Origin of the sequence: Brachybacterium sp. UMB0905 (assembly GCF_002871795.1) — a bacterium.
In the GTDB taxonomy this organism is placed as follows: domain Bacteria; phylum Actinomycetota; class Actinomycetes; order Actinomycetales; family Dermabacteraceae; genus Brachybacterium.
Genome location: NZ_PNHL01000003.1, coordinates 49,438 through 70,891, shown reverse-complemented (window position 1 = coordinate 70,891; position 21,454 = coordinate 49,438). Strand labels below are relative to the sequence as shown.

The 21,454-nt window shown below is 71.7% G+C and carries 23 protein-coding genes and 1 riboswitch; of the genes, 16 read left to right on the top strand and 7 right to left on the bottom strand.

The features are described 5' to 3' along the window. Nucleotides 1-149: 149 nt before the first annotated feature. Genes CJ197_RS03325 through CJ197_RS03305 form a run of 5 tightly spaced genes read left to right on the top strand, consistent with a single transcriptional unit; the run spans nt 150 to nt 4,454 of the window. On the top strand, nt 150-1,466 hold the full coding sequence (locus CJ197_RS03325; RefSeq protein WP_102235548.1) for an acetyl-CoA C-acetyltransferase: 1,317 nt from the start codon (nt 150-152) through the stop codon (nt 1,464-1,466). A 29-nt stretch (nt 1,467-1,495) separates the two neighbouring features. Beyond that, a complete protein-coding gene (locus CJ197_RS03320) occupies nt 1,496-2,836 on the top strand; it encodes a 3-oxoacyl-ACP reductase (RefSeq protein ID WP_102235341.1) in 1,341 nt (446 codons plus the stop codon). A gap of 5 nt (nt 2,837-2,841) precedes the next feature. Then, nucleotides 2,842-3,789: a MaoC/PaaZ C-terminal domain-containing protein gene (locus CJ197_RS03315; RefSeq protein ID WP_102235340.1), complete on the top strand. Its 948-nt coding sequence runs from the start codon at nt 2,842-2,844 to the stop codon at nt 3,787-3,789. 48 nt (nt 3,790-3,837) lie between these two features. After that, nucleotides 3,838-4,065, top strand: coding sequence for an antitoxin (locus CJ197_RS03310; protein ID WP_102235339.1), 228 nt, complete (start codon nt 3,838-3,840; stop codon nt 4,063-4,065). Beyond that, on the top strand, nt 4,062-4,454 hold the full coding sequence (locus CJ197_RS03305) for a type II toxin-antitoxin system VapC family toxin (protein ID WP_102235338.1): 393 nt from the start codon (nt 4,062-4,064) through the stop codon (nt 4,452-4,454). Before CJ197_RS03310 ends, CJ197_RS03305 begins: the two co-directional genes overlap by 4 nt. A gap of 21 nt (nt 4,455-4,475) precedes the next feature. Here CJ197_RS03305 and CJ197_RS03300 read toward each other — a convergent pair whose 3' ends face one another. Then, nucleotides 4,476-5,450, bottom strand: coding sequence for a nucleoside hydrolase (locus tag CJ197_RS03300; protein ID WP_102235547.1), 975 nt, complete (start codon nt 5,448-5,450; stop codon nt 4,476-4,478). A 34-nt stretch (nt 5,451-5,484) separates the two neighbouring features. Here CJ197_RS03300 and CJ197_RS03295 point away from each other — a divergent pair, with 34 nt between their 5' ends. Continuing rightward, nucleotides 5,485-6,528, top strand: a complete 1,044-nt coding sequence (locus tag CJ197_RS03295; protein ID WP_102235337.1) for a pirin family protein — start codon at nt 5,485-5,487, stop codon at nt 6,526-6,528. Further along, the gene (locus CJ197_RS03290) at nt 6,525-7,682 is read left to right on the top strand and encodes a class I SAM-dependent methyltransferase (RefSeq protein WP_102235336.1); all 1,158 of its coding nucleotides are present in this window, start codon (nt 6,525-6,527) and stop codon (nt 7,680-7,682) included. Before CJ197_RS03295 ends, CJ197_RS03290 begins: the two co-directional genes overlap by 4 nt. On the opposite strand, the gene CJ197_RS03285 is transcribed toward CJ197_RS03290, so the two are convergent. Further along, entirely contained in the window at nt 7,654-8,769 is a 1,116-nt protein-coding gene (locus CJ197_RS03285) for a hypothetical protein (RefSeq protein ID WP_102235335.1), read from the bottom strand. The two genes, CJ197_RS03290 and CJ197_RS03285, sit on opposite strands and share 29 nt — an antisense overlap. Further along, nucleotides 8,766-9,188, bottom strand: coding sequence for a PadR family transcriptional regulator (locus tag CJ197_RS03280; protein ID WP_102235334.1), 423 nt, complete (start codon nt 9,186-9,188; stop codon nt 8,766-8,768). The genes CJ197_RS03285 and CJ197_RS03280 overlap by 4 nt, the downstream gene beginning before the upstream one ends. Before the next feature lie 182 nt (nt 9,189-9,370). On the opposite strand from CJ197_RS03280, the gene CJ197_RS03275 reads away from it, so the two are divergent. Both CJ197_RS03275 and CJ197_RS03270 read left to right on the top strand, forming a co-directional pair. Beyond that, nucleotides 9,371-9,772 (top strand): hypothetical protein, encoded by a 402-nt coding sequence (locus CJ197_RS03275; protein ID WP_102235333.1) that lies wholly within the window; start codon nt 9,371-9,373, stop codon nt 9,770-9,772. Beyond that, a complete protein-coding gene (locus CJ197_RS03270; protein WP_102235332.1) occupies nt 9,762-10,079 on the top strand; it encodes a transcriptional regulator in 318 nt (105 codons plus the stop codon). Before CJ197_RS03275 ends, CJ197_RS03270 begins: the two co-directional genes overlap by 11 nt. A gap of 60 nt (nt 10,080-10,139) precedes the next feature. Here CJ197_RS03270 and purQ read toward each other — a convergent pair whose 3' ends face one another. Both purQ and purS read right to left on the bottom strand, forming a co-directional pair. After that, nucleotides 10,140-10,865, bottom strand: coding sequence for a phosphoribosylformylglycinamidine synthase subunit PurQ (purQ, locus tag CJ197_RS03265; RefSeq protein ID WP_102235331.1), 726 nt, complete (start codon nt 10,863-10,865; stop codon nt 10,140-10,142). Next, nucleotides 10,865-11,116 carry a phosphoribosylformylglycinamidine synthase subunit PurS gene (purS, locus tag CJ197_RS03260; protein ID WP_102235330.1) on the bottom strand — a complete coding sequence of 84 codons (252 nt, stop codon included), beginning with the start codon at nt 11,114-11,116 and terminating at the stop codon, nt 10,865-10,867. The genes purQ and purS overlap by 1 nt, the downstream gene beginning before the upstream one ends. A 300-nt stretch (nt 11,117-11,416) precedes the next feature. On the opposite strand from purS, the gene CJ197_RS03255 reads away from it, so the two are divergent. From CJ197_RS03255 to CJ197_RS03240, 4 genes are all read left to right on the top strand, one after another. Continuing rightward, nucleotides 11,417-12,199: an MBL fold metallo-hydrolase gene (locus CJ197_RS03255; RefSeq protein ID WP_102235329.1), complete on the top strand. Its 783-nt coding sequence runs from the start codon at nt 11,417-11,419 to the stop codon at nt 12,197-12,199. Between the two features lie 461 nt (nt 12,200-12,660). Then, nucleotides 12,661-12,768, top strand: a riboswitch (TPP riboswitch). 39 nt (nt 12,769-12,807) lie between these two features. Beyond that, complete coding sequence (locus tag CJ197_RS03250; RefSeq protein WP_102235328.1) at nt 12,808-13,506, top strand: YkoF family thiamine/hydroxymethylpyrimidine-binding protein; 699 nt, start codon at nt 12,808-12,810, stop codon at nt 13,504-13,506. Beyond that, nucleotides 13,503-14,159, top strand: a complete 657-nt coding sequence (locus CJ197_RS03245) for an ECF transporter S component (RefSeq protein WP_102235327.1) — start codon at nt 13,503-13,505, stop codon at nt 14,157-14,159. The genes CJ197_RS03250 and CJ197_RS03245 overlap by 4 nt, the downstream gene beginning before the upstream one ends. Continuing rightward, nucleotides 14,149-16,482: an ATP-binding cassette domain-containing protein gene (locus tag CJ197_RS03240; RefSeq protein ID WP_233190628.1), complete on the top strand. Its 2,334-nt coding sequence runs from the start codon at nt 14,149-14,151 to the stop codon at nt 16,480-16,482. Before CJ197_RS03245 ends, CJ197_RS03240 begins: the two co-directional genes overlap by 11 nt. 246 nt (nt 16,483-16,728) lie before the next feature. Here the strand turns inward: CJ197_RS03240 and CJ197_RS03235 are convergent, their stop codons facing one another. Both CJ197_RS03235 and purD read right to left on the bottom strand, forming a co-directional pair. Continuing rightward, nucleotides 16,729-17,634 carry a phosphoribosylaminoimidazolesuccinocarboxamide synthase gene (locus CJ197_RS03235; protein ID WP_102235325.1) on the bottom strand — a complete coding sequence of 302 codons (906 nt, stop codon included), beginning with the start codon at nt 17,632-17,634 and terminating at the stop codon, nt 16,729-16,731. Then, on the bottom strand, nt 17,631-18,992 hold the full coding sequence (purD, locus tag CJ197_RS03230) for a phosphoribosylamine--glycine ligase (protein WP_102235324.1): 1,362 nt from the start codon (nt 18,990-18,992) through the stop codon (nt 17,631-17,633). Before purD ends, CJ197_RS03235 begins: the two co-directional genes overlap by 4 nt. A gap of 75 nt (nt 18,993-19,067) precedes the next feature. Here purD and truA point away from each other — a divergent pair, with 75 nt between their 5' ends. From truA to rpsI, 3 genes are all read left to right on the top strand, one after another. Further along, nucleotides 19,068-20,033: a tRNA pseudouridine(38-40) synthase TruA gene (gene truA, locus CJ197_RS03225; RefSeq protein WP_102235323.1), complete on the top strand. Its 966-nt coding sequence runs from the start codon at nt 19,068-19,070 to the stop codon at nt 20,031-20,033. A gap of 272 nt (nt 20,034-20,305) precedes the next feature. Next, nucleotides 20,306-20,749, top strand: coding sequence for a 50S ribosomal protein L13 (rplM, locus tag CJ197_RS03220; protein WP_102235322.1), 444 nt, complete (start codon nt 20,306-20,308; stop codon nt 20,747-20,749). 50 nt (nt 20,750-20,799) lie between these two features. After that, complete coding sequence (gene rpsI / locus CJ197_RS03215) at nt 20,800-21,303, top strand: 30S ribosomal protein S9 (protein ID WP_102235321.1); 504 nt, start codon at nt 20,800-20,802, stop codon at nt 21,301-21,303. Nucleotides 21,304-21,454: the final 151 nt, after the last annotated feature.

The window sequence follows — 21,454 nt, the reverse complement described above, 5'->3', positions numbered from 1 at the left end:
GGCGGGTTCGAGGGCCGCTGCACCCCCGACGGGCAGTGCCGTCCCCCGCGGCCCAGGGACGCACTCCGACCGCGACCGCACTGACCACCATCACACCGACCACGACCACGCAGATCACGACCACGCCGACCACGAAGAGGTGCCCCACCGTGACCGAGACCCCGCGCGACGCCCTGATCCTGGGCGGCAACCGTATTCCGTTCGCCCGCTCCGGCGGCCCCTACGCCGGAATCTCCGAGAAGGACCTGCTCACCGCCGCCCTCGAGGGGCTCGTGGCCCGTTTCGGCCTGCAGGGCGAGAAGCTCGGCACCATCGCCGGAGGCGCCGTGCTGAAGCTCGCCGCAGACCTCAACCTCACCCGCGAGAGCGCGCTGGGCACGCCGCTGGATCCCCGCACCCCCGCCGTGGACATGTCCAAGGCCTGCGCGACGGGCCTGGAGACCACCGTGCACGTGGCCGACGGGATCCGCCTGGGCCGCTTCACCTCCGGCATCGCCTGCGGCGTGGACTCCGCTTCCGACGCCCCCATCGAGGTGACCCCGCGCCTGCGCCGCATCCTCCACCGCGCGTTCTCGGCCAAGACCGCGCTGCAGCGCGTCAAGGCCCTGTCGGCGATTCGCCCCGCGGACCTCGCCCCGTCGGCCCCGCGTAACTCCGAGCCCCGTACGGGCCTGTCGATGGGCGAGCACCAGGCCCTCACCGGCGCACAGTGGGGCATCAGCCGCCAGGCGCAGGACGAGCTCGCGCTCGCCAGCCACCAGAAGCTCGCCGCCGCGTATGACGCCGGGTTCTTCGATGACCTCATCACCGGGTACCGGGGCCTGGGGAAGGACCAGAACCTCCGCCCCGACTCGAGCCTTGAGAAGCTCGCCTCCCTGAAGCCCGTCTTCGGCGTGAAGAGCCCCGAGGTGGCCGAACCCACGATGACCGCCGGGAACTCCACCCCGCTGTCCGATGGTGCTTCCGCCGTGCTGCTTGGCACCGCCGAATACGCGGCCAGCAAGGGCCTTGCGCCGCTGGCCCGTGTGGTCGACTCCCGCAGCGCCGCCGTGGACTTCGTGCACGGCAAGGAGGGCCTGCTCATGGCTCCCGCCTACGCGGTGCCGGAGCTGCTGGACGCACACGGCCTCACCCTGCAGGACCTGGACCTCGTGGAGATCCACGAAGCCTTCGCCTCCACCGTGCTGTCCACCCTTGCGGCCTGGGAATCCGAGGAATTCTGCCGCGAGAAGCTGGGCCGCGAGCAGGCGCTCGGGACGATCGACCGGGAGAAGCTGAACGTCACCGGTTCCTCGCTCGCCGCCGGGCATCCCTTCGCCGCCACCGGCGGGCGCCTCGTCGCAACCCTCGCCAAGCTCCTGCATCAGCGCGCCCAGGAGACCGGACGCACTCAGCGCGGCCTCATCTCGGTGTGCGCCGCCGCCGGGCAGGGCACCGTGCTGCTGCTCGAATCCGCGACCGCCTGACCGCCCCGCCGAGCCCTCCAGGAGAGACCATGACCGACACCTACACCCGTCTGGTCCGCACCGGACCCGGCAAGGCCCTCGCCAAGCAGCTGGGCCTGCCGCGCCCCGCCCGCCTGCCGCGCCGTGAGGACCGCCCCGAGGCGCTGCTGGGCCCCGCTGTCGTGCTCGGCGCCTCCAATGGTGCTGACACCATCGCTCACCTGCTGCTGAAGCAGGGCGTGGATGTGCGGCGCCGCTTCGAGGAGCTGCGCAGCGTCGGCACCGTCGTGATCGTCGCCGATGAGATCACCGCCCCCAGCGACCTCGGCGAGCTGGTGCTGCCGCTCGCTGGCGCCATGCGCTCCCTCGCCCCGGGCGCGCGCGTGGTCACGATCTCCCGGCCCGCCACCGGCGAGGACCCCGCGCGGGATGCCGCCCGCGGCGGCGTCGAGGGATTCCTGCGCTCCCTCGCCCATGAGATGCGCGGTGGCGGCACGGCCAACGGCATCCTCGTGGCCGACGGGGTCGATCTCGATTCGCCGTCCGTCGTGGGCGCGCTGCGGTTCCTGCTCTCGGCCCGCAGCGCCTTCATCGCCGGGCAGTTCATCACTGTCGCCACGGCCGACGGACATGCCGCCGAGGACCTGTCCCGGCCGCTCGCCGGCCGCACCGCCCTGGTCACCGGCGCGGCCCGCGGCATCGGCGCGGCGATCGCCCGAACACTCGCGAAGGACGGCGCGGACCTCGTGGTTCTCGACGTCCCCGCGGCCGGCACCGAGCTCGCCCGGCTCGCCAATGAGCTGCGCGCCACCCCGCTGCAGCTTGATGTCACCGCGGATGACGCCGGGCAGCGCCTGGTCTCCTTCCTGCGTGAGCGCGGGAAGGTGCTCGATGTGATCGTGCTGAACGCCGGCATCACGCGCGACAAGATGTTCGCCAATATGGATGCCGCGCGCTGGGACAGCGTGCTGGCCGTGAACATCACCAGCCAGATCGCGATGATGCAGAATCTGCTCGAGCAGCGGGAGGTGCTCGGCTCACATCCGCGCGTGGTCTCGCTCGCCTCCACCAGCGGCATCGCCGGCAACCGCGGCCAGACCAACTACGCCGCCTCCAAGGCCGGGGTGATGGCTTTTGTCGAGGCGCTCGCCGCGCAGCTCGACCCGCTGGGTGGCACGGCCAACGCCGTCGCCCCCGGCTTCATCGAGACCGAGATGACCGCCCGCATGCCCGCCCTCACCCGCGAGGTCGCCCGGCGGGTGAACTCCCTGCAGCAGGGCGGACTGCCGGTGGACGTCGCCGAAGCGGTGAGCTTCCTGGCGTCATCGGAGGCCGGCGGCATCCGCGGCACCACGCTGCGGGTGTGCGGCCAGAACATGGTGGGGCGGTGAGTGGGATGAACCGCCACGACGCCTCCCGCAGCGGCGAGGAGCGGATCAAGGACCTCTCCGACGTCCCCTCGTTCCCCGCGATCTACGCGGCCGCGCTCGACCCGCGGACGAAGCGGGGCGGGGGAGGGCGCGAGCCGCGCCTGCCGAGCATCGCCTACCGCGTGCGGAAGGTGCGGATCGACGCCGAACGGGCTCGGGACTTCGACCATCTCATGGGCGGGGCCGCGACGGACCTCGTCCACCCCGGAGTGCTGCATGTGCTCGCCTTTCCCGTGGCGCTTGCGCTCATGGCCCGCCGCGACTTCCCCTTCCCACTGCTGGGCGTGGTGCATCTGCGAAACCAGGTGCTTCAGCATCGGCCGGTGAAGGTCGGGGAGCTCGTGGACGTGGAGTGCCGAGTGCGGGACCTCAGGCCCCACCGCAAGGGCCGCACCTTCGAAGCTGTCGCCACGATCCTCGGCCAGGACGGGCAGATCATCGCCACCGACGTTTCCACCTACCTCGCCAAGGGCGCGGGGACTGGGGACGCGGCGGAGAAGACACAGCAGACGCAGGACGGCGAGTCCGGCAGCCGTCGGGAACGGTTCGCTCCTACGCGGCCGACGGGCCGGTGGCGCCTGGGTGCTGACACCGGGCGGCGCTATGCCGCGGTCTCCGGGGACGTGAATCCCATTCACCTCACGGCCCTGACCGCGAAGGCCTTCGGGTTCCCGCGCGCGATCGCCCACGGCATGTACACCGCCTCGCGCGCCTTCACCGAAGCGCGCGTGGACCTCTCGCGGCCGCTGCGCTGGGACGTCACCTTCGACGCCCCGGTGCTGCTGCCCTCCACCGTGCTCGTCGCGTTCGAGGACGCCGGTGCGGGGGAGGTGCGCTGTGTGGGCTGGCGGCCCGGCCGCGGCGAGAAACCCGCCAGGCGCTGCTTCGAGGTGGAGGTCAGCGCGCTGGGGTGAGGGGGAAGGACACTGTCCAGTCCGCTAGCAGGCTGCTAGCATGGCGGCATGTCCACGCTCTACATCCGTGACGTGCCCGCGGACGTCACCGTGACGCTCAAGGAGCGCGCGGCCGCGCGCGGGCAGTCGCTGTCCGCCTACCTGGTCCAGGAGCTCACGCTCACCGCGCGTCGGCCCACCAACGAGCAGATCGTCGCGCGCCTGCGGGACCGCCCCACGGAAAGTGGTGCCACTCATGAGCAGATCATCGCCGCACGGGACGAGGGTCGACGGTGATCGTCCTGGACACCAGCGCCGCGGTCACGGCGCTGGTGGGCAGGGACGCGCCCATGGAATTGCTCGATCTCCTCGCCGGGGAGATCCATGCACCGCATCTGCTGGACATCGAGGTGCTCTCCGCCCTGCGCGGCTTGGCACGGAGTGGTCATGTCGCTCTCTCACAGGTGGATCGAGCGCGGGACCTCTTCGCGCAGCTCACCATCCATCGCCATGAAGCGGCACCGCTCGCCGAGCGCATCTGGGAGCTGCGGCATCAGTACACCGCCTATGACGCTGCGTATATCGCGCTCGCCGAGGCACTGGGTGCCGAGCTGGTCACGAGCGACGCCAAGCTCGATTCCGGCGGGCATCAGGCTCGGGTGCGGGTGCTGCGCGGGGGCAGCTGAACAGCGCTGCGATCGTCCGGTTCAGGGACGCGGCGGCGCCGCCCACGCTGACCGGAGCGTGTCCAGCAGATGCGCGATGAAATCGTCCGCGCACACATTGGTGAGCACGTCAACATTCGGCTCCCGGCCCCAGCGGCCCAGCTCATCGGCCACGGTCTGTCCCCGGGTCAGGGTGCCCATCAGCTCCACATCCACCGGCAGCGGCCGGGTGCTCGCGAAATCACCGGTCAGCGCGTGCGCGGCGACCAGCGGATCGTGCACATGCGCGCTCCAGCCGAACCCGTCGGCCTCATGGAACGCAAAGTAGAACCGCAGCGCATCCACCAGAATCTGCGCCACCGGATGCCCCGTGGCCTGCGCGAGGCCGGTGAACGCATCCAGCTCGCGCTGCGTGAACCGCACCTGCTCGGTGGCCTGCAGCGCCCCCATCACCGGGCGGCGCGGCGCAGCGGCGAAGGCGGCGAGGACCTGCTGGGCGGCCTCAGGGTCCACCGCGATGTTCCATTCGCTGGTCGCTCCCGTGTTGCCGCGATGGTTGATCGCCCCACCCATGATGTGAAGGCCCGCGAGCAGGCGCGGCAGCTCCGGCTCGATCTCGAGGGCGAGCGCGAGATTCGTGTGCGGGCCCAGCACCAGGCCGGTCAGCTCCCCGGGGTGCTCGCGGGCGAGGTCCACCCACAGCTGTGCGCCGCAGCGCGGATCCCCGGCGGCAGCGGACTCCGGGAGCGTGGCATGCCCCAGCCCGCCCGGGCCGTGCGTGTCATCGGCGTACATCGGCGGCTCCACCAGCGGGACGTCCGCGCCGCGCGCCACCGGCGCAGTGATACCCAGCAGCTCAGCGAGCCCCCGGTTGTTGCGATGCACCAGGTCCGTCCGCACATTCCCGCCGGTCGAGACGATGCCCGCGATCCGGGCAGCGGGGTGCGCGGCAAGATAGGCAAGGGCGATGGCGTCATCGATCCCGGTGTCGCAGTCGATGAGGAAACAGCGGGGCATGGAGCCAGGGTAGGCGCGTTCGTAGACTCGCTCCATGAGCCTTCTCGAGGAGTTCCTTCGCCTGGAGCCTCGTGATGTGCCGCTCGGCGGCCCGCGCGGGATGACGGTACGGCGCGCCCTGCCGGCGCGGCAGACCTCCCTCATCGGCGCCTGGTGCTTCGTGGACCACTTCGGGCCCGACGATGTCACCGCCGGTGGTGGGATGCGCGTGGCCCGCCACCCGCGCACCGGGCTCGCAACCGTCTCCTGGCTGTTCGAGGGCGCGATCACGCACCGCGACTCCATCGGTTCCCACACCCTGGTCCGCCCCGGGGACGTGGACCTCATGGTCGCCGGCTCCGGCATCACCCACTCCGAGTTCTCCACCCTGGACACCACGGTGCTGCATGGTGTGCAGCTGTGGTACGCCCTGCCGGACCGCACCCGGTTCCGCGCCCAGGAGTTCACCGTCCACACCCCGAGCACGCAGACCACCGACCTCGCCCAGGCTCGCGTAGGCCTCGGCTCCCTGCACGCCACCGATTCCCGCGGCACCGTGCTGACGGATCAGAGCCCGGTCCAGACCGATACCGACCTGCTCATGGCGCAGCTGGACCTCACCGCCGGGGCGACGCTTCACCTGGACCTCAACCCCGGGTTCGAGCACGGTATCCTCGTGGACCGCGGCACCGCGCATCTACGCACCGGGGAGCAGCAGATCACCGCGCAGCGCAGCGAGATCATCGTGCTGCCCGACGGTACGCGCACCCTGGACGTGACCGCGGAGGGCGCGGAACCGCTGCGGGTCATGCTGCTGGGCGGGGAGCCACTGGGGGAGGAGATCATCATGTGGTGGAACTTCATCGGCCGCACCCATGAGGAGATCGAGCAGTTCCGCGCCCGCTACCAGGCGGAGATCGGCGCCGAAGGCACCCTCGCTGACGCACCGATCGCCGCGATCGTCCGCGAACGCGGGCACCTGGCAACAGGCAATGAGCAGTTCGGTCCCTTCGCCGCGCACACCCCGGCTGCCCTGCCCGCCCCGGCGCTGCCGAACGGCCGCCTGCGCTCCCGCGGCCGCCGAGGGATGCGCCGATGAACGCCCAGCCCACCACCGTGAGCAGCCCGGACCAGACCGAGCGGGCCATCCTCGCCGCCGCCGAGGAGACCGGCCCCGGTTGCCCCTGCGACGTGATCGTCATCGGCGATGCGACCGGCACCCTCACCACCACGGCCCTGGACTGGACCGGGGATGAGGGCGGCCGCGTCTGGTCCTGGACCCGCTCCCAGGCCCGCGCGACCGCGCTCGCCGCGCAGTTCCCCGCCGACGTCGCCGCCCAGCGCCTCACCCTCCCGGCCGGGCCCGACCCGGTGCCGCTGAAGGCGTTCCTCACCGGCGCCGATGCGCACCTCGTCATCGGCCGGCTCCCCAAGGGGCTCGCGGCCCTGGAGACCCTCGCCCGGGAGCTTGTCGCGTACGCACAGGCTGCGGACCGCACGGATCTTGAGGTGATCCTCGGCGACCGGGTCAAGCACATGAGCCGCTCTCAGAACGCGGCGCTAGCCACCTGCTTCGACGAGGTCCGCGCCGCCCGCGGCGTCGGCAAGTCCCGCGCGCTCGTGGCGAGCAGCCCCCGCGCCGAGGCCCCTGCCGCGCAGGATCCCGTCGGCCCCATCCCCGTGACCATTGCAGGGACACAGCGCGAGCTGGTCCTGCAGGGCGGTGGCGGGGTGTTCGGCGGTGCGAAGGCCGATGTCGGCAGCCTCCTGCTGCTCACCCACCTGGACCGCGCTGTCACCGCCGGAGAGGTCACGGCGACGCGTGCAGTGGACCTGGGGAGCGGCAACGGGGTGCTCACCGCCTACCTTGCCGCCGCATTCCCGGAGGCCCTGGTGCTCGGCAGCAATGATGACGCCGATGCGGTCCGCTCCACGCGCGCGACCCTCGCCGCGAACCACCTCGAACGCCCGAACGTGCGGATCACCTGGGATGATGCGCTCGCTGGGGAGCCCGATACGTCCACAGACCTGCTGCTGCTGAACCCGCCGTTCCACGACGGCACCGGAATCGACGCAACGCTCGTGCAGCACCTCCTGGATGCTGCCGCCCGGGTGCTCGCTCCGGGCGGACAGCTGTGGTTCGTGCACAACTCGCATCTGCGCTACCGCGGCCAGCTCGAGGCCCGGTTCACGCAGGTGCGCGAGCGTGCCCGGGACCGCCGCTTCACCGTGCTGAGCGCCGTGCGGCCCTGACCTTCCGCAGGTTCTCCCATGCCGTCCAGGCGCACAGCACCGTGAGGGCCAGGTAGATGAGGTCCATCCAGGCCGTGCCGCCTCGCTCGAGGATCCCGGCGCTGCCCAGCACCGCCCAGGCGACCGCAACCACGGCATACAGCACCGCAGTGCGTCGGGGAGCGAGCCCCGGATCGCCGGATAGGGAGCGGGCGAAGGCGCGCGGGTTGCCGAACTCCTCGTCCAGAGAGCGGGCATTTTCCTGCGCGAGGGCACGTGCCTCCTCGAGATGCTCACGCACCCGCGACTCGGGCAGATCCGCCCGCTCTCGCAGCCCGGCGCGGGCCTGCTCGAGCCACTGCTCATCGCTCAGCGGCGACGGGTTCGTCGGCAGCTGCGCAGTGCTGACCGGCGGCTTTTTCCGGGAGGGGAGTGCCGACACGGCCGCTGCCGCGGTGCCGTAGCCGAGGACCATCAGGCCCAGCCCCCACCAGGGTGCGATATCCCCGAGGGGGTTCAGTGCCTGAAAGAGCAGGGCGATGCCCAGGGCGCCGATGATCACCGTGAGCACCCCGAGCCCCGCGAGCACGGGGAATGCGAGCCGGGAGCGCAGATGCCCCCAGCCGGCGGCGAGGCCGGTGAGCAGAGCCCCCAGCAGGCCGGGGGCGACCGCCATCGAGGCGGACAGCGCCAGCGGCTCACCCCCGAGCAGCCAGCGGGCCACGGCCACCACGGCGAAGAGCACGGCGATCCCCGTCGCGACCAAGAACGCGGTTCCCACGGCATCGCGCAAGGACATGCGCAGCGGATCGTCGAAGACGTCCACGCCGTCCTCCCGTAGGGCGGTGACGGTCTGCGCCGCCCACTCCTCGGCAGGGCCGAAGAGCTCCTCAGGGCTCTCACCCGCGGCGGCCACATCGGCCGCGAGGGTGCCCACGAAGGTCTTGGCCAGGTCGATCCGCACATCGGCGAAGACCAGGCGGGTCAGGGCCAGCTCAGCCCAGATGCCATCGGCCGGGACCCCGCGGGCGGCGGTGAAGGTCTTCCGCAGGTAGTCCGGGTCCGTGTCGATGGGGTGTTCGTGTCCGGTGCTGTCTGCGTGGCTCATGCTCCGAGCTCCTCTCGCAGTCGCTGCAGCAGGGCGCGCTCTGTGCGCAGGCGGTCCCGGCCGCGGTCGGTCAGGTCGTACACCTTGCGTGCCGGGCCCGATGGGCCAGGTGCCCAGCGGGCGGTGATCTCCCCGGATTCCTCGAGACGGGTGAGCGCCGGGTAGAGCGATCCACCGCGCGGAATGCCGAAGCCCAGCGTGCCGAGGCTGTGGGCGATCGCGTAGCCGTGACGTCCGGTCTCCTCGAGCGTGCAGAGAATGCCGAGCGGCAGCAGCGCCCGGACCCATCCGGGCGGATATACCGGTGCCGACGGAGGCGTCGGCTCCCCGGCGCCGGACGACACGGCGCCGGCCTGAGAGGTCTCGGGGGCGGAGGCGTCCGCGAAGGTATCCGTGGAGGTGCCGGTGGAGGTGTTCATGTATCTAAGTACGGCACGTAGGTAGCGGCACGTCAATCCTGCTGGGTGGCCTCCGGGGAGGTGTCGACGAGCGTCGGGGCGCACATCGACGAAAGTAGTTGCCAAATTGAAAAGTACTTGCGGCACGTGGGGTGTCACGACGACCGGCCCACCCCGGGCCCCGCTCAGGAAGAGAACCCGACATGACCGAACCCCGTACCGACCACGCCGCCGCCCCGCAGGGAGCTGGCGCCGGCGCCGCACCGGCTGCTGTCGGCAGCGCCGCAGGTGATGCGCCCGGCGTCGCCGCAGGTGATGCGCCCAGCGCCGCCGTAGGTGATGCGCCCACCGTCGCCGATGCCCGCCGTCTGCTCGCCGAGGCGGACGCCCGCCGCAGCCAGCTGCCCAGTGCCTTGCCTTCTGTGTTCGTCCTCTACACGATCCTCTGCGTGGCCGGCACCTTCACCGTGCTCGGCATGCACCTGGCCTCCCGCATCGCCCCGAGTGAGGATTTCGCCCCGCAGCTGTTCGTCGGCCTGATGGGTCTGGGCTGGGTCTTCGCAGGGATCGCGGCAATTCTCGTGTTCCGCCGCGATGACCGCTGAGCAGAAGGCCCACCCCCGCTTCGACCTCGCCCCCGAGCTCGCCCATCACGTCCGCTTCTCGATCGTCGCCGCGCTCGCCGCGGTGGAGAACCTGGCCTTCGCCGACCTGCGCGATGCGGTCGAGGTCTCCGACTCGGTGCTGTCCAAGCAGATCAGTGAGCCGGAGAAGGCCGGCTTCGTGCAGGTTTCCAAGGGCTTTGTGGGCAAGCGCCCGCGCACCACCCTCTCGCTGACCAAGGACGGGCTGCGCCGCTGGCGGGACCACGTCGAGGCTCTGCGCCAGATCGCCGCGGGCCCCGACGTCTGAGCGGCGCGTCGGCCCGGGGCGCTGCGCACGGTGTGTTGGGCACCCCGCCTGCCCGCGCGCTCAGCTCGCCATGGCGCGCAGCACCGAGGTGAACATGCCCAGGCCGTCCACGCCGGTGCGGGTGCCCTCCCCGGGCTGATCGGGGCCGAAGCCGGTCTCGACCGCATGCTCGGGGTGCGGCATGAGCCCTACGACATTGCCCGCGGCGTTGGTGATGCCCGCGATGTCATGGCGCGAGCCGTTGGGGTTTACCTCGAAGCCCGCCGGGCCGTGCGTAGCCCTGGCCACGTAGCGGAACACGATGCGGCCCTCGGCCTCGAGCTCGGCGAGGGTGCGCTCATCGGCCACGTACTGGCCGTCCTGGTTCTTCAGCGGCACGCGGATGACCTGCCCGTCGGTGTATTCCGTGGTCCAGGCGGTGCGCGTGTTCTCCACCCGTAGCGGCTGGTCGCGGCAGATGAAGGAGCGATGCGCGTTCTTGATCATCGCGCCGGGCAGCAGGTGCGTCTCGCACAGGATCTGGAAGCCGTTGCAGATGCCCAGCACCGGCATGCCGCCCTTTGCGGCGTCGACCACCTTGTCCATCACGGGCGCGAAGCGGCTGATCGCGCCGGCGCGCAGGTAATCACCGTAGGAGAAGCCGCCGGGCAGCACCACGGCCTGGACGTCGCGCAGGTCATCATCGCCGTGCCACAGGGTCACGGCTTCCCCGCCCGCCAGACGCACGGCGCGCAGCGCATCGCGGTCATCCAGGGTGCCGGGGAAGGTCACCACGCCGATGCGCATCAGTTCTCCTCGACGTCGATCGCCACGACGTCCTCGATCACGGGGTTGGACAGCAGCGTGGTCGCGGCCTCGCGCAGCTGGGCGAGGACCTCGTCGGTCACCTCGCCGTCCACCTCGAGCTCGAACCGCTTGCCCTGCCGCACCGAGGAGATCCCCTCGAAGCCGAGCCGCGGCAGCGCGGCGGCGACCGCCTTGCCCTGCGGGTCGAGGATCTCGGGCTTCGGCATCACGTGGACCACGACGCGTGGCATGGGCACTCTCCTGAGAGCGAGGGGCCGCCGGGGCGGCGGGGGACGGGCTGCAGTCTCCGGCCGCGAGTGTGCGGCGCGGGAGGGGCCGATGGGACCGGCGCGGGCCGGTCAGCAGCGACCGCCTCATCGTACCGGGCGCACGGCCATGGGCTGCAGCCCGCGGGCCGACGGGGGTAGGTTCGAGATGCACCCGTCACGAGATGTGCGTGTCCTCTCAGATGCGCCTGTCCCTCAGATGCACCTGACGCTGCGTCGCACCCGTCACCGAGCGGCGCGCACGCCGTAGAGCTGGAGGCTCCGATGAAGATCCGTCACCTCGTCCATTCCTGCCTGCTCATCGAGATGGCGGGCCGACGTCTGCTCGTAGACCCCGGATCCTTCTCCGGCGAGGCCGTGCGGGCCCTGCCGCAGGAGGTCCTGGCCGGACTGGATGCGGTCCTCATCACGCATCAGCACCCCGATCACGTGGACCCCGAGCTGCTGGGGGACGTGCTCGCCGCAAGCCCCGACGCTGTCGTGCTCGCCGAACCGGAGGCCGCGGCCCAGCTGCTCAGTCAGGAGGAGGCCGACGGGGGTGCCCCGGCGTCCGGCACCGCCGCGGGATCCGGCACCACCTCGGCCGACGGGTCGGCAGGTGCCGTGTCGCGGGAGCGGCTGGTGCCGCTTGCCGCCGGGGAGCGCCATGAGCTGTCGGCCGTAGGGGAGGAGGCGGCGCTTGAGATCCGCGCCGTCGGCGGCCGCCACGCGATCATCCACCCGGACATCCCGCGGGTGGGCAACACCGGCCTCGTGCTGAGCGCCGGGGACGGGCCGCGTCTGGGCATCACCGGTGACTCGCTCGAGCCCGTCGAGGAGTTCCACGGCATCGACGTGCTGGCCTTCGCCGTCACCGCGCCATGGTCGAAGATGTCCGAGACCATCGACTTCCTGCGCGCCGTGGGGCCGCGCCTGGCGCTGCCGGTGCACGATGCGGTGGCCAGCCCCGGCGGGCGAGCGATCTACCTGCGGCAGTCCACCGCCCTCGCCCCTGAGGGTACCGAGGTGAGGGACTGGCCCGGCGGCGAGCGTGTCGTCGAGGTGTGAGCGCCGGGCCGGGCCGGACGGGGAGCGTGTCGTCGAGGTGTGAACGCCGGGGCGGGAGCGCGAGATGCCCGGCTCAGCCGCGCAGCCCCGCTTGACACGTCCCCGTAGCTTCTCCGGCCCGGCCTGTCACGCCGCCCCGCCTCCCCGTCCCCGCTCAACACGCCGCCGCAGCCTTCCCGGCCCCCTCTCGGCTCGTCCCCGGCTCAGTTCCCCGGCCCCGCTCAACACGCCGCCCCAGCTCGCCGAGTGCACCGATTCGTGGCAGGTTCGCCTCATATCGGTGCACTCGGTGGGCGTGTCGCGGGGGAAGGTGGCGATTTCGGCGGGCGTGTCGCGGGGAAGGTGACGACTTCGGCGGGCGTGTCGCGGGGAGGAGCGCGGGCACGCGCATGTGGCCGGGCCGACGACCGGACCGGGTGAGGACCGCAAGAGGGGACTGCGTCGCTTCTCGCGGTAGGGTCTATTGCGTGCACGGGAGTCCGGTGAACCGGGCTGAGAGGGCGTTGTGAACGCCGACCGTAGAACCTGATCCGGATCATGCCGGCGCAGGGAGCTCCTCGCGGCGATGGTCGTCGCGAGTCCGTGCCGCCGATCGAAAGGCACGGACCGTGACCAGCACGACCAGCCCTGCCACCTCCCTGACCGACCACGATGCCGCCACGCGCGCGGAACTCACCGCCACGCCGCTCGGCTTCGGCGTGGGTGCCCGTGTCACCGCCGCGGTCATGGCCGACGACTATGCCCGCATCCTGGTGGACGTGCTCAGCCGACTGGACACCACGGGGCTGACGCTCGAGACCGGTGATGTCTCCACCTACGCCGGCGGGCACGAAGCGAACCTCCAGCGCTGGCTCGTCGACCTGGCCGCGGATCTCGCGGCCACGGAGCACCACGCCTCCCTGCAGATCCTGCTCTCCCGCGGATGTCCCGGGGAAGTGGAGTGCGAGCTGCCCGGCGGAGCCGGTCCGCGCAGCGTCGACATGCCGCCGGTGCGACGCACCGGGCGCTGGGCATCGGCCGAATGGGCGCTGTACCCCCTCGCGGACCAGGCTCTCGCCGACGGTGAGGAGCCGGACCATATGCGCGACATCTACGCCGCGATCGATCATGCGAAGGAGCTGGGCACCTTCCGTGAATCGCAGCACTTCGTCACCCGCCTGGAAGGAGACGTGGGCGAGGTAATCGCGACGGCCCTGGCCGGCTGGGTCCTTGTCGGGCGCAGCGTCCAGCACGTCACCAGCCACCTCACGATCTCGCTGAACAGCCCCTCGCATGACCGACGCCGTACCGGGGAGACCGACCGATGAGCACCCCCGCCTCCTCTGCTGCCTCCGCCACCCCGCACGCCGACGACCGCGCGCAGGGCCGGATCACACTGCGCGAGATCGTGCTGATCGTGGTCCTCGGGGTCGTCTTCGGCTTCCTGTACTGGGTATTCGTCCAGGCCTGGAACCTGCTCGCGATCGCGATGGGACCGGCCGGGGATCTCGCCCAGCATGTCCTATCCGGCAGCTGGCTGCTGGTGGCACCGGTGGCGCTGGCGATCCTGCGCCGCCCGGGCGTGGGCATCCTGGCGGAGATCCTCGCCGCTGTGGTCGAGGTCGTGTTCCTCGGCAGCCCGGTGGGGCCGATGCTGCTGATCTCCGCGACTCTGCAGGGCCTGGGCAGCGAGATTCCCTTCGCGCTGACCGGATACCGACGCTTCACCTGGGGAGTCTTCGCCGCTTCCGGCGCGCTCGGCGCGGGTCTGGTGTTCTTCTGGACCGCGTTCCGGATGGGCTGGTACGGCCAGGACATCCTCGTGCTGCGCCTGGTGATGCAGGTGATCTCCGGGCTCGTGCTCGGCGGGCTGCTGGCCAAGGTGCTCGTGCGCGGCCTGGAGCGCACCGGGGTGGTCTCCGACTTCCCCGTCGGAGCCCGGTCGCCCGCGGATGCGACCCCGCGGCGCCGTGTCCACTGAGCCGTTCCCCGTCGGATCCCCGGCTCAGCGGGAAGCGGACCGTCTAATCGTCCGCGCCGAGGAGCTCGAGGTGGTCCTTCCTGACGGCCATGGCGTGGGGCCCTGGTCCGCTGAGATCCGCGCCGGCGAGCAGGTGCTCCTGCTGGGCCCCAGCGGCAGCGGGAAGTCGACGCTGCTGCGCACACTGGCCGGTGCGATCCCCTCCCACCAGCGCGGATGGGTCAGGGGGACGGTGCAGGTGGACGGTATCGATCCCGTGTCCGGCGGCGTGCTCGCCGTCGCCGGGCGCGTGGGCTACCTCGGTCAGGATCCCTCCGCCGGGGTGTGTCTGCCGCGGGTGGATGAGGATGTGGCACTGCCGCTCGAGAACAGTGCGGTCGACGCTCGGTGCATCGGCCCGCGGGTCGAGGCCGCACTCGCCGCCGTGCACGGTGAGCAGCTCGCCGAGCGAGCTTCCTCGACCCTCTCGGGCGGGGAGCTGCAGCGCGTAGCGCTCGCTGCCGCCCAGGTCTCCGGCCCTTCGCTGCTGCTGCTCGACGAGCCCACTGCGATGCTGGACGCCCCCGCGATCCGGGCTGTGCGCAGCGCCGTCGAGACTGCTCTGGCCACGACCAGGCCGGCCATGATCCTCGTCGAGCACCGCCTCGATGAGTGGGCGGGGGAGCAGGGCCTGGAGGGGCTGCCCGGCCGGACCATCGCGCTGGACCGATCGGGCCACGTGATCGCCGACGGGCCGACGGGACAGGTGCTGGACGAGCACGCCGAGGCGCTGCGCGAGGCTGGATGCTGGCTGCCCCAGCAGTTCGAGCACGACCATGCCCGACCTTCCTCCGGACCGGCACCAGAGCCGCCCGCGAGCCCGGAGGATCCCGTGCTCACGATGCGCGACGCGACGCTGTCCCGCGGGGCGGTGCCCGTGCTGGAGAACGTGGACCTCGACGTGCATGCGGGTCGCGTCCTCGCCGTGGTGGGACGCAACGGCGCAGGAAAGTCCACGCTACTGGGAGCGCTGTCACGGTTGGATGCGCCCACGGCCGGACTGATCGAGGGCGGCGCCGCGGGGCTGGTCTTTCAGCGTCCCTCCGCGCAGTTCGTGGCCGACACCGTCCGGGAGGAGCTCGCTGCCTCGGGAGCGGACGATGAGCGCGTAGAGCAGATGCTGCGCACCCTGGACCTGGTCGAGCAGGCGGAGCAGAGCCCGCACCGGCTCTCCGGCGGGCAGCAGCGACGCCTGTCCGTCGGGGCGATGCTGCTCACCGAGCGTCCCGTGCTGCTGGCCGATGAGCCGGGTTTCGGCCTGGACCGCGCCGCCGCCCGGACCGTCGCGGACCTGCTGCGCGCCGCAGCGCGCGAGGGCCGGGCCGTGGCGCTGTCCACCCACGACCTGCATCTGGTGCAGTCGGCCGATGAGGTGGTGGTCCTCGCCGACGGCACGCTGCACGGCCCGATGCCGCCGAGCCGACTGCTGGCCGATACCGCTCTTCTGCGCCGGGCAGGGCTGCGCGATGCTACGGATCCCGAGCATCGGCCCGCAGCCGATGCCCGCCCTGGCCTGACACCCGATCCGCGGTCTGGCCATCCCCGGCGCGGCGTCCTGGCGCGCCGTAACCCCACGGTTCTGCTGGGCCTGCTCACCGCCCTCAGCGCGGTGGCGATCCTGCTGACGGATCCGCTGCCGCTGGCCGTGCTGTACCTCCTCGCTGCAGCCGGCACGATGCTGGGCTGCCGGATCGGACCCCTTGCCCTGCTGCGCGCTCAGGTGCCGTTTGCGCTGTTCGCCGCCGGGGTGCTGATGGTCAACCTGCTCTCGCGGCCCGGGGAGGTGCTGTGGCCGGACCTTCCGGTGCGGATCACGCGCGAGGGGGCGGTGCTGGGCACGGCGCTCGCCCTGCGCGCCCTGCTCATCGGGCTCGGGGCGTACGCCGTCACCCGTGCCACCGATCCCCGGGAGACGATGGTCAGCCTGCAGCAGCATGCCCGGCTGCCGGCCCGTTACGCCTACGCCCTGCTGGCTGGCCGACGACTGCTCGATGATCTGCCTGCCCGGTGGGCCACCATTACTCGAGCGCATCGGGTGCGCCTGCCGCTGCATGATGACGGCACGGTGCCGCGGGCGGGAGTGCGCACGCTTCTGCGCTGTGCGTTCGCTGTGCTGGTGGACGCTGTGCGCAGCGCCAGCCATCTGGCTTTCGCGCTCGAGTCCCGTGGTCTCGGAGAGGGAGAGCGCACCGTGTGGCGACCGGTCGCGCTGGGCTGGGGTGACGCAGTGCTGGTGATCAGCGTGGTCGCATGCGTGATCGCGGTGCTGCTGCTCACTGCCTGACGGCCTGATCGCTCTCGCGCGCCGCGCCCCGTCTGTCACGCCCGGCCAGCGCTACCCTGCCTGATACCTCGCGCGCCACGCCGCCCCGAGCCGCCGAGTGCACCGATTCGTGGCAGGTTCGCCTCATATCGGTGCACTCGGTGGGTGTGTCGCGGGAGGGGCGGCAGCTTCGGCGGGCGTGTCGCGGGAGGGGTGGCGGCTTCGGCGGGCATGTCGCGCGTGGGGAACTGCCACTGAGCTCGCGCCTCAGAACTCCTGGCCGGTGAGCCGCTCGTAGGCCTCGACGTACCGCTGCCGGGTCTGCTCGACGACCTCGGCGGGCAGTTCGGGCGGCGCGGCTGCCGAGCCCTTGTCCCAGCCGGAGGCCGCGGAGGTCAGCCAGTCGCGCACGTACTGCTTGTCCAGGCTCGGCGGGGTGCGGCCCTGTTCGTACTGGTCGGCGGACCAGAAACGCGAGGAATCGGGGGTGAGCACCTCATCGCCCAGGGTCAGCGTCCCGTCGGTCCGCGAGTGCCCGAACTCGAGCTTGGTATCCGCCAGCAGGATCCCCCGCTCGGCGGCGATGGTGCGCGCCCGCTCGTACACCGCGAGCGTCAGCTCCTCGAGCTGGTCGACGAGCTCTGCGCCGAGGCGGTCGCGGGCCTCGGCGACGGTGATGTTCTCATCGTGATCGCCCTGCTCGGCCTTGGTGGAGGGGGTGAAGATCGCGGGGTCCAGCCGCGAGGCCTCCCCGAGCCCGGTGGGCAGCACATGCCCGCCGACGGCCCCGCCCGCCCGGTAGTCGGCGAGTCCCGAGCCGGTGAGGTACCCGCGGGCGATGCACTCCAGCGGCACCATGGACAGGCCCCGGCAGCGCAGCGCCCGCCCTCTGACTGCCGCGGGCACATCGGTCGCGGAGAGCACATGGTGGGGCACCAGATCGGCGAGCTGCTCGAACCAGAACAGGCTGATACCGGTCAGCAGCCGCCCCTTGTCCGGGATGCCCGGCTGCAGGGTGTGGTCGAAGGCGCTGATGCGGTCGGTCGCCACCACCAGCACCTCGGTGGCCGATGCGGCATCCTGCCCGGCCGGCACATACAGCTCGCGAACCTTGCCGGTCACGGCATGGTCCCAGCCCGGCAGCTCGGGGGCACAGGTCAGCGGGGCGCTCATGCACGCACCTGCCCATCGGCCCCGGTGCCACTGCTTTGGGCATCAGCGGATTCCTCGGCATCGTCCTCGATGTTCGCGGTCGGGTTCAGCGAGGGCAGGCCCTGGGCGCCGCGCACCGCGATATCCGTGCGGTGATGCGAGCCCTCCAGGCCGATGAGCTCGGCCGCCGCGAGCGCCGTCTGCCGTGCCGCGGCGAGATCCGCCCCGCGCCCCACGACCGACAGCACACGCCCGCCGACGCTGACCAGCTCCCCGTCGCGCAGCGCCGTGCCGGCGTGGATGACATGGGCGCCGCGCGCCTCCGCCTCTGCGATCCCGGTGATCGGATCGCCCGTGCGGGCCGATGCCGGGTAGCCCTCAGCAGCGATGACCACATTCACCACCGCATCCTCGCTCCAGGCGAGCGGCTCCTCAACCAGTTCACCCCGCGCCGCCGCGAGCAGCAGCGGTCCGAGCGGGCTGACGAGCCGTTCGAGCACCACCTGCGTCTCCGGGTCTCCGAAGCGGGCATTGAACTCCACCACCCGCACCCCGCGGGAGGTGAGCGCCAGCCCGCAGTACAGAATGCCGACGAAGGGGATGTCGCGCGCGGCGAGCTCGGCCACCGTCGGCCGTGCCACCGTCTCCATCACCTCCTCGACCAGGCCCTCCGGCACCCACGGCAGCGGCGAGTACGCCCCCATGCCGCCCGTGTTCGGGCCCTCATCGCCATCCAGCGCGCGCTTGAAGTCCTGCGCGGGTGCGAGCGGCACCACGTGCTCGCCATCGCACACGCAGAACAGCGACACCTCCGGGCCATCCAGGTACTCCTCGAGCACCACGGTCCCACCCGCGGCGAGCACCGATGCCGCATGCGCGAGAGCCTCGTCCCGCTCGGCGGTGACCACCACACCCTTGCCGGCGGCGAGCCCATCGGCCTTGGTCACATACGGCACATCCCCCAGCGGGTTCACGCGGTCCAGCCCCGCCTCGAGCTCGGCAGGATCAGTCACGGTGACCGATGCGGCCGTGGGCACCCCGGCGGCCTGCATGATCTCCTTCGCCCAGGACTTCGAGCCCTCCAGACGCGCCGCCGCCGCCGACGGCCCGAACACCGCGAAGCCCGCCTCGCGCAGACGATCCGCCGCCCCCGCGACCAACGGCGCCTCCGGGCCGACGACCACGAGGTCGACCGCGAGCTCGCGGGCCAGGCGCACCTGGCCATCCAGATCGCTCACCGCCACGTCATGACAGGTGGCCAGCTGCGCGATCCCGGGATTGCCGGGGGCGGCATGGAGCTCAGGGGCAGGGGAATCATGGGACAGGCGGCGGCAGATCGCATGCTCGCGACCCCCGGAGCCGATGACGAGGATCTTCACGCCCGCCAGGGTACCGAGCTACCCGGGGCAGGTGCCCGGCCGCCCGCGCCGCAGGCTCTGACTACGATCGCAGGCATGTCCTCGCAGCCCCTCGACCGCACCGCCGACTGGACACCCGGCGAGCCTCCCGCCCGACCCACCATCCGCCTGCGCCTGGACCTCGCCTACGACGGCTCCGGCTTCCACGGCTGGGCCGCCCAGCCGGGTCTGCGCACCGTCCAGGGGGAGCTCGAGCAGGCGCTCTCCCGCATCGCCCGCATTCCCGTGCAGGTCACCGTCGCGGGCCGCACCGACACCGGCGTGCACGCTCGCGGCCAGGTCTGCCATCTGGACCTGCCCCGCCCGGTGGCCGCCACCCTCCCCGGCCGCTCGGACCGCAGCCCCGCCGCGGCGCTGCTCACCCGACTGAACGGGGTCCTCCCGGCGGACCTCGTGATCCGGGCCGCCCGCCAGGTGCCCGCGGATTTCGATGCCCGGTTCGGGGCGCTGTGGCGCCGCTACCGCTACCGCATCTCCGATGCTCCCGCCGTCCACGACCCGCTGCGCACGGATGTGCTGCGCCACCGCGCCGCGCTGGATGAGGAGGCGATGGCCCGCGCGAGCCGGGCGCTGCTGGGCGAGCACGACTTCCTGTCCTTCTGCAAACCGCGAAAGGGGGCGAGCACCGTGCGGGAGCTGCGCGAACTCACCTGGGAACGCCCCGCGCCGGGAAGGGCCGACGAAGGGCTTGTCGTCGCGACGGTTGTGGCCGATGCCTTCTGCCACCACATGGTCCGCTCACTCGTGGGCGTGCTGTTGCCGGTGGGGGAGGGCCGGCGCGACGAGGACTGGCCGCAGCGTGTGCTTCAGGCCCGCACCCGCGAGGCTGCCCGTCGGAACGCGCCGGGCGCCGCGCCGCTTGCGCCGCCGCAAGGTCTCACGCTCGAACATGTCGCCTACCCGGCCGATCCTGATCTGGCCGCGCAGGCGGAGCGCTCGCGCACCTGGCGCGGCCCCGGCGCCGCGGACCCGTCGGAGCCCGGCGCAGATCACATCGTCTGAGCGGGTCTGCGCGTTGACGCTCCATCGCGGCCACCACTACAGTTGAGCGTCGTTGTGCCTTGATGTGTGCCCGACTCCGCAGCCGAACTCTCACTTCCGGCGCGAGGAGGGGTCTCACCCACATCCAGGACCGTCGTCGCATCGTATGCGGAACGGGACGGGTGCAGCCATAGGGGCCATGCTTTGACCGAAGGAAGCGTGCCCACGGTCCATCGAACCGTGCCCGGGCGGCGCCGCCGCGCGGGCACCACTGACGAGAGAAGAAGGCACGAGTGCGTACGTTCACCCCGAAGCCCGGCGATGTCGAGCGTTCCTGGTACGTCATCGACGCAACGGATGTCGTCCTCGGCCGGCTCGCTTCCCAGGCTGCTCAGCTGCTGCGGGGCAAGCACAAGCCGGTCTTCGCACCCCACGTGGATGCAGGCGACTTCGTGATCATCATCAACGCTGAGAAGGTCGCCCTGACCGGCAACAAGCGGGAGGCCAAGAAGGCCTACCGCCACTCCGGCTACCCCGGCGGCCTGCGCGACATCCCCTACTCCGAGCTGCTCGAGAAGCACCCCGAGCGCGCCGTGGAGAAGGCGATCAAGGGCATGCTCCCGAAGAACAAGCTGGCTGTGCAGCAGCTCAAGCACCTCAAGATCTACGCGGGCCCTGAGCACCCCCATGCCGCTCAGCAGCCCGTCCCGTACACCTTCGACCAGGTGGCGCAGTAAGCGGGGGCTCCCGCCACTCGCCCTGCCGCACGGAAGAACCAAGGAGAACCGTGACCGAGACCACCAACGACTCCCACGAGGTCGAGACCGACGAGATCGCCTCGGGCAACTACACCACCGAGTCCACCGCCGCTGAGGGCACTGTGGGGACCGGCCAGTCCGCGACCGCTCCCGGCTACGGCACCGGCCGCCGCAAGCGTGCGATCGCCCGCGTCCGCCTGGTCCCCGGCTCCGGCCAGTGGACCATCAACGGCCGCTCGCTCGAGAACTACTTCCCGAACAAGCTGCACCAGCAGGAGGTGAACGACCCGCTGACCATCCTGGACCTGCAGGGTCGTTTCGATGTGTTCGTCCGCCTGACCGGCGGCGGCCCCTCCGGCCAGGCCGGTGCGGTGCGCCTGGGTGTGGCCCGCGCGCTGAACCAGATCGATGTGGAGAACAACCGGCCCACCCTGAAGAAGGCCGGCTTCCTCAAGCGCGACGCCCGCGTCATCGAGCGCAAGAAGGCGGGTCTGAAGAAGGCCCGCAAGGCGCCGCAGTACTCCAAGCGCTGATCCCGTGCCCCGCGCGCTGAGATCACATTCGGCCCGCCGGGCACGCATCGCGCCTGCTCAACGGCTACAGCGAACGGCCCCCGACCACCACGGTCGGGGGCCGTTCGCATACCTCGGGACGAACAGCCTGCGGCCTTAATCGCTTGAGCGT

Coding starts and splice junctions, on each gene's coding strand:
- CJ197_RS03320 (WP_102235341.1), top strand. CDS start 1,496: ATGACCGACACCTACACCCGTCTGGTCCGCACCGGACCCGGCAAGGCC.
- CJ197_RS03285 (WP_102235335.1), bottom strand. CDS start 8,769: ATGAGCCACGCAGACAGCACCGGACACGAACACCCCATCGACACGGAC.
- CJ197_RS03275 (WP_102235333.1), top strand. CDS start 9,371: ATGACCGAACCCCGTACCGACCACGCCGCCGCCCCGCAGGGAGCTGGC.
- purQ (WP_102235331.1), bottom strand. CDS start 10,865: ATGCGCATCGGCGTGGTGACCTTCCCCGGCACCCTGGATGACCGCGAT.
- CJ197_RS03245 (WP_102235327.1), top strand. CDS start 13,503: ATGAGCACCCCCGCCTCCTCTGCTGCCTCCGCCACCCCGCACGCCGAC.
- CJ197_RS03300 (WP_102235547.1), bottom strand. CDS start 5,450: ATGCCCCGCTGTTTCCTCATCGACTGCGACACCGGGATCGATGACGCC.
- CJ197_RS03315 (WP_102235340.1), top strand. CDS start 2,842: ATGAACCGCCACGACGCCTCCCGCAGCGGCGAGGAGCGGATCAAGGAC.
- truA (WP_102235323.1), top strand. CDS start 19,068: ATGTCCTCGCAGCCCCTCGACCGCACCGCCGACTGGACACCCGGCGAG.
- CJ197_RS03290 (WP_102235336.1), top strand. CDS start 6,525: ATGAACGCCCAGCCCACCACCGTGAGCAGCCCGGACCAGACCGAGCGG.
- CJ197_RS03310 (WP_102235339.1), top strand. CDS start 3,838: ATGTCCACGCTCTACATCCGTGACGTGCCCGCGGACGTCACCGTGACG.
- CJ197_RS03280 (WP_102235334.1), bottom strand. CDS start 9,188: ATGAACACCTCCACCGGCACCTCCACGGATACCTTCGCGGACGCCTCC.
- CJ197_RS03235 (WP_102235325.1), bottom strand. CDS start 17,634: ATGAGCGCCCCGCTGACCTGTGCCCCCGAGCTGCCGGGCTGGGACCAT.
- CJ197_RS03270 (WP_102235332.1), top strand. CDS start 9,762: ATGACCGCTGAGCAGAAGGCCCACCCCCGCTTCGACCTCGCCCCCGAG.
- CJ197_RS03255 (WP_102235329.1), top strand. CDS start 11,417: ATGAAGATCCGTCACCTCGTCCATTCCTGCCTGCTCATCGAGATGGCG.
- purS (WP_102235330.1), bottom strand. CDS start 11,116: ATGCCACGCGTCGTGGTCCACGTGATGCCGAAGCCCGAGATCCTCGAC.
- CJ197_RS03295 (WP_102235337.1), top strand. CDS start 5,485: ATGAGCCTTCTCGAGGAGTTCCTTCGCCTGGAGCCTCGTGATGTGCCG.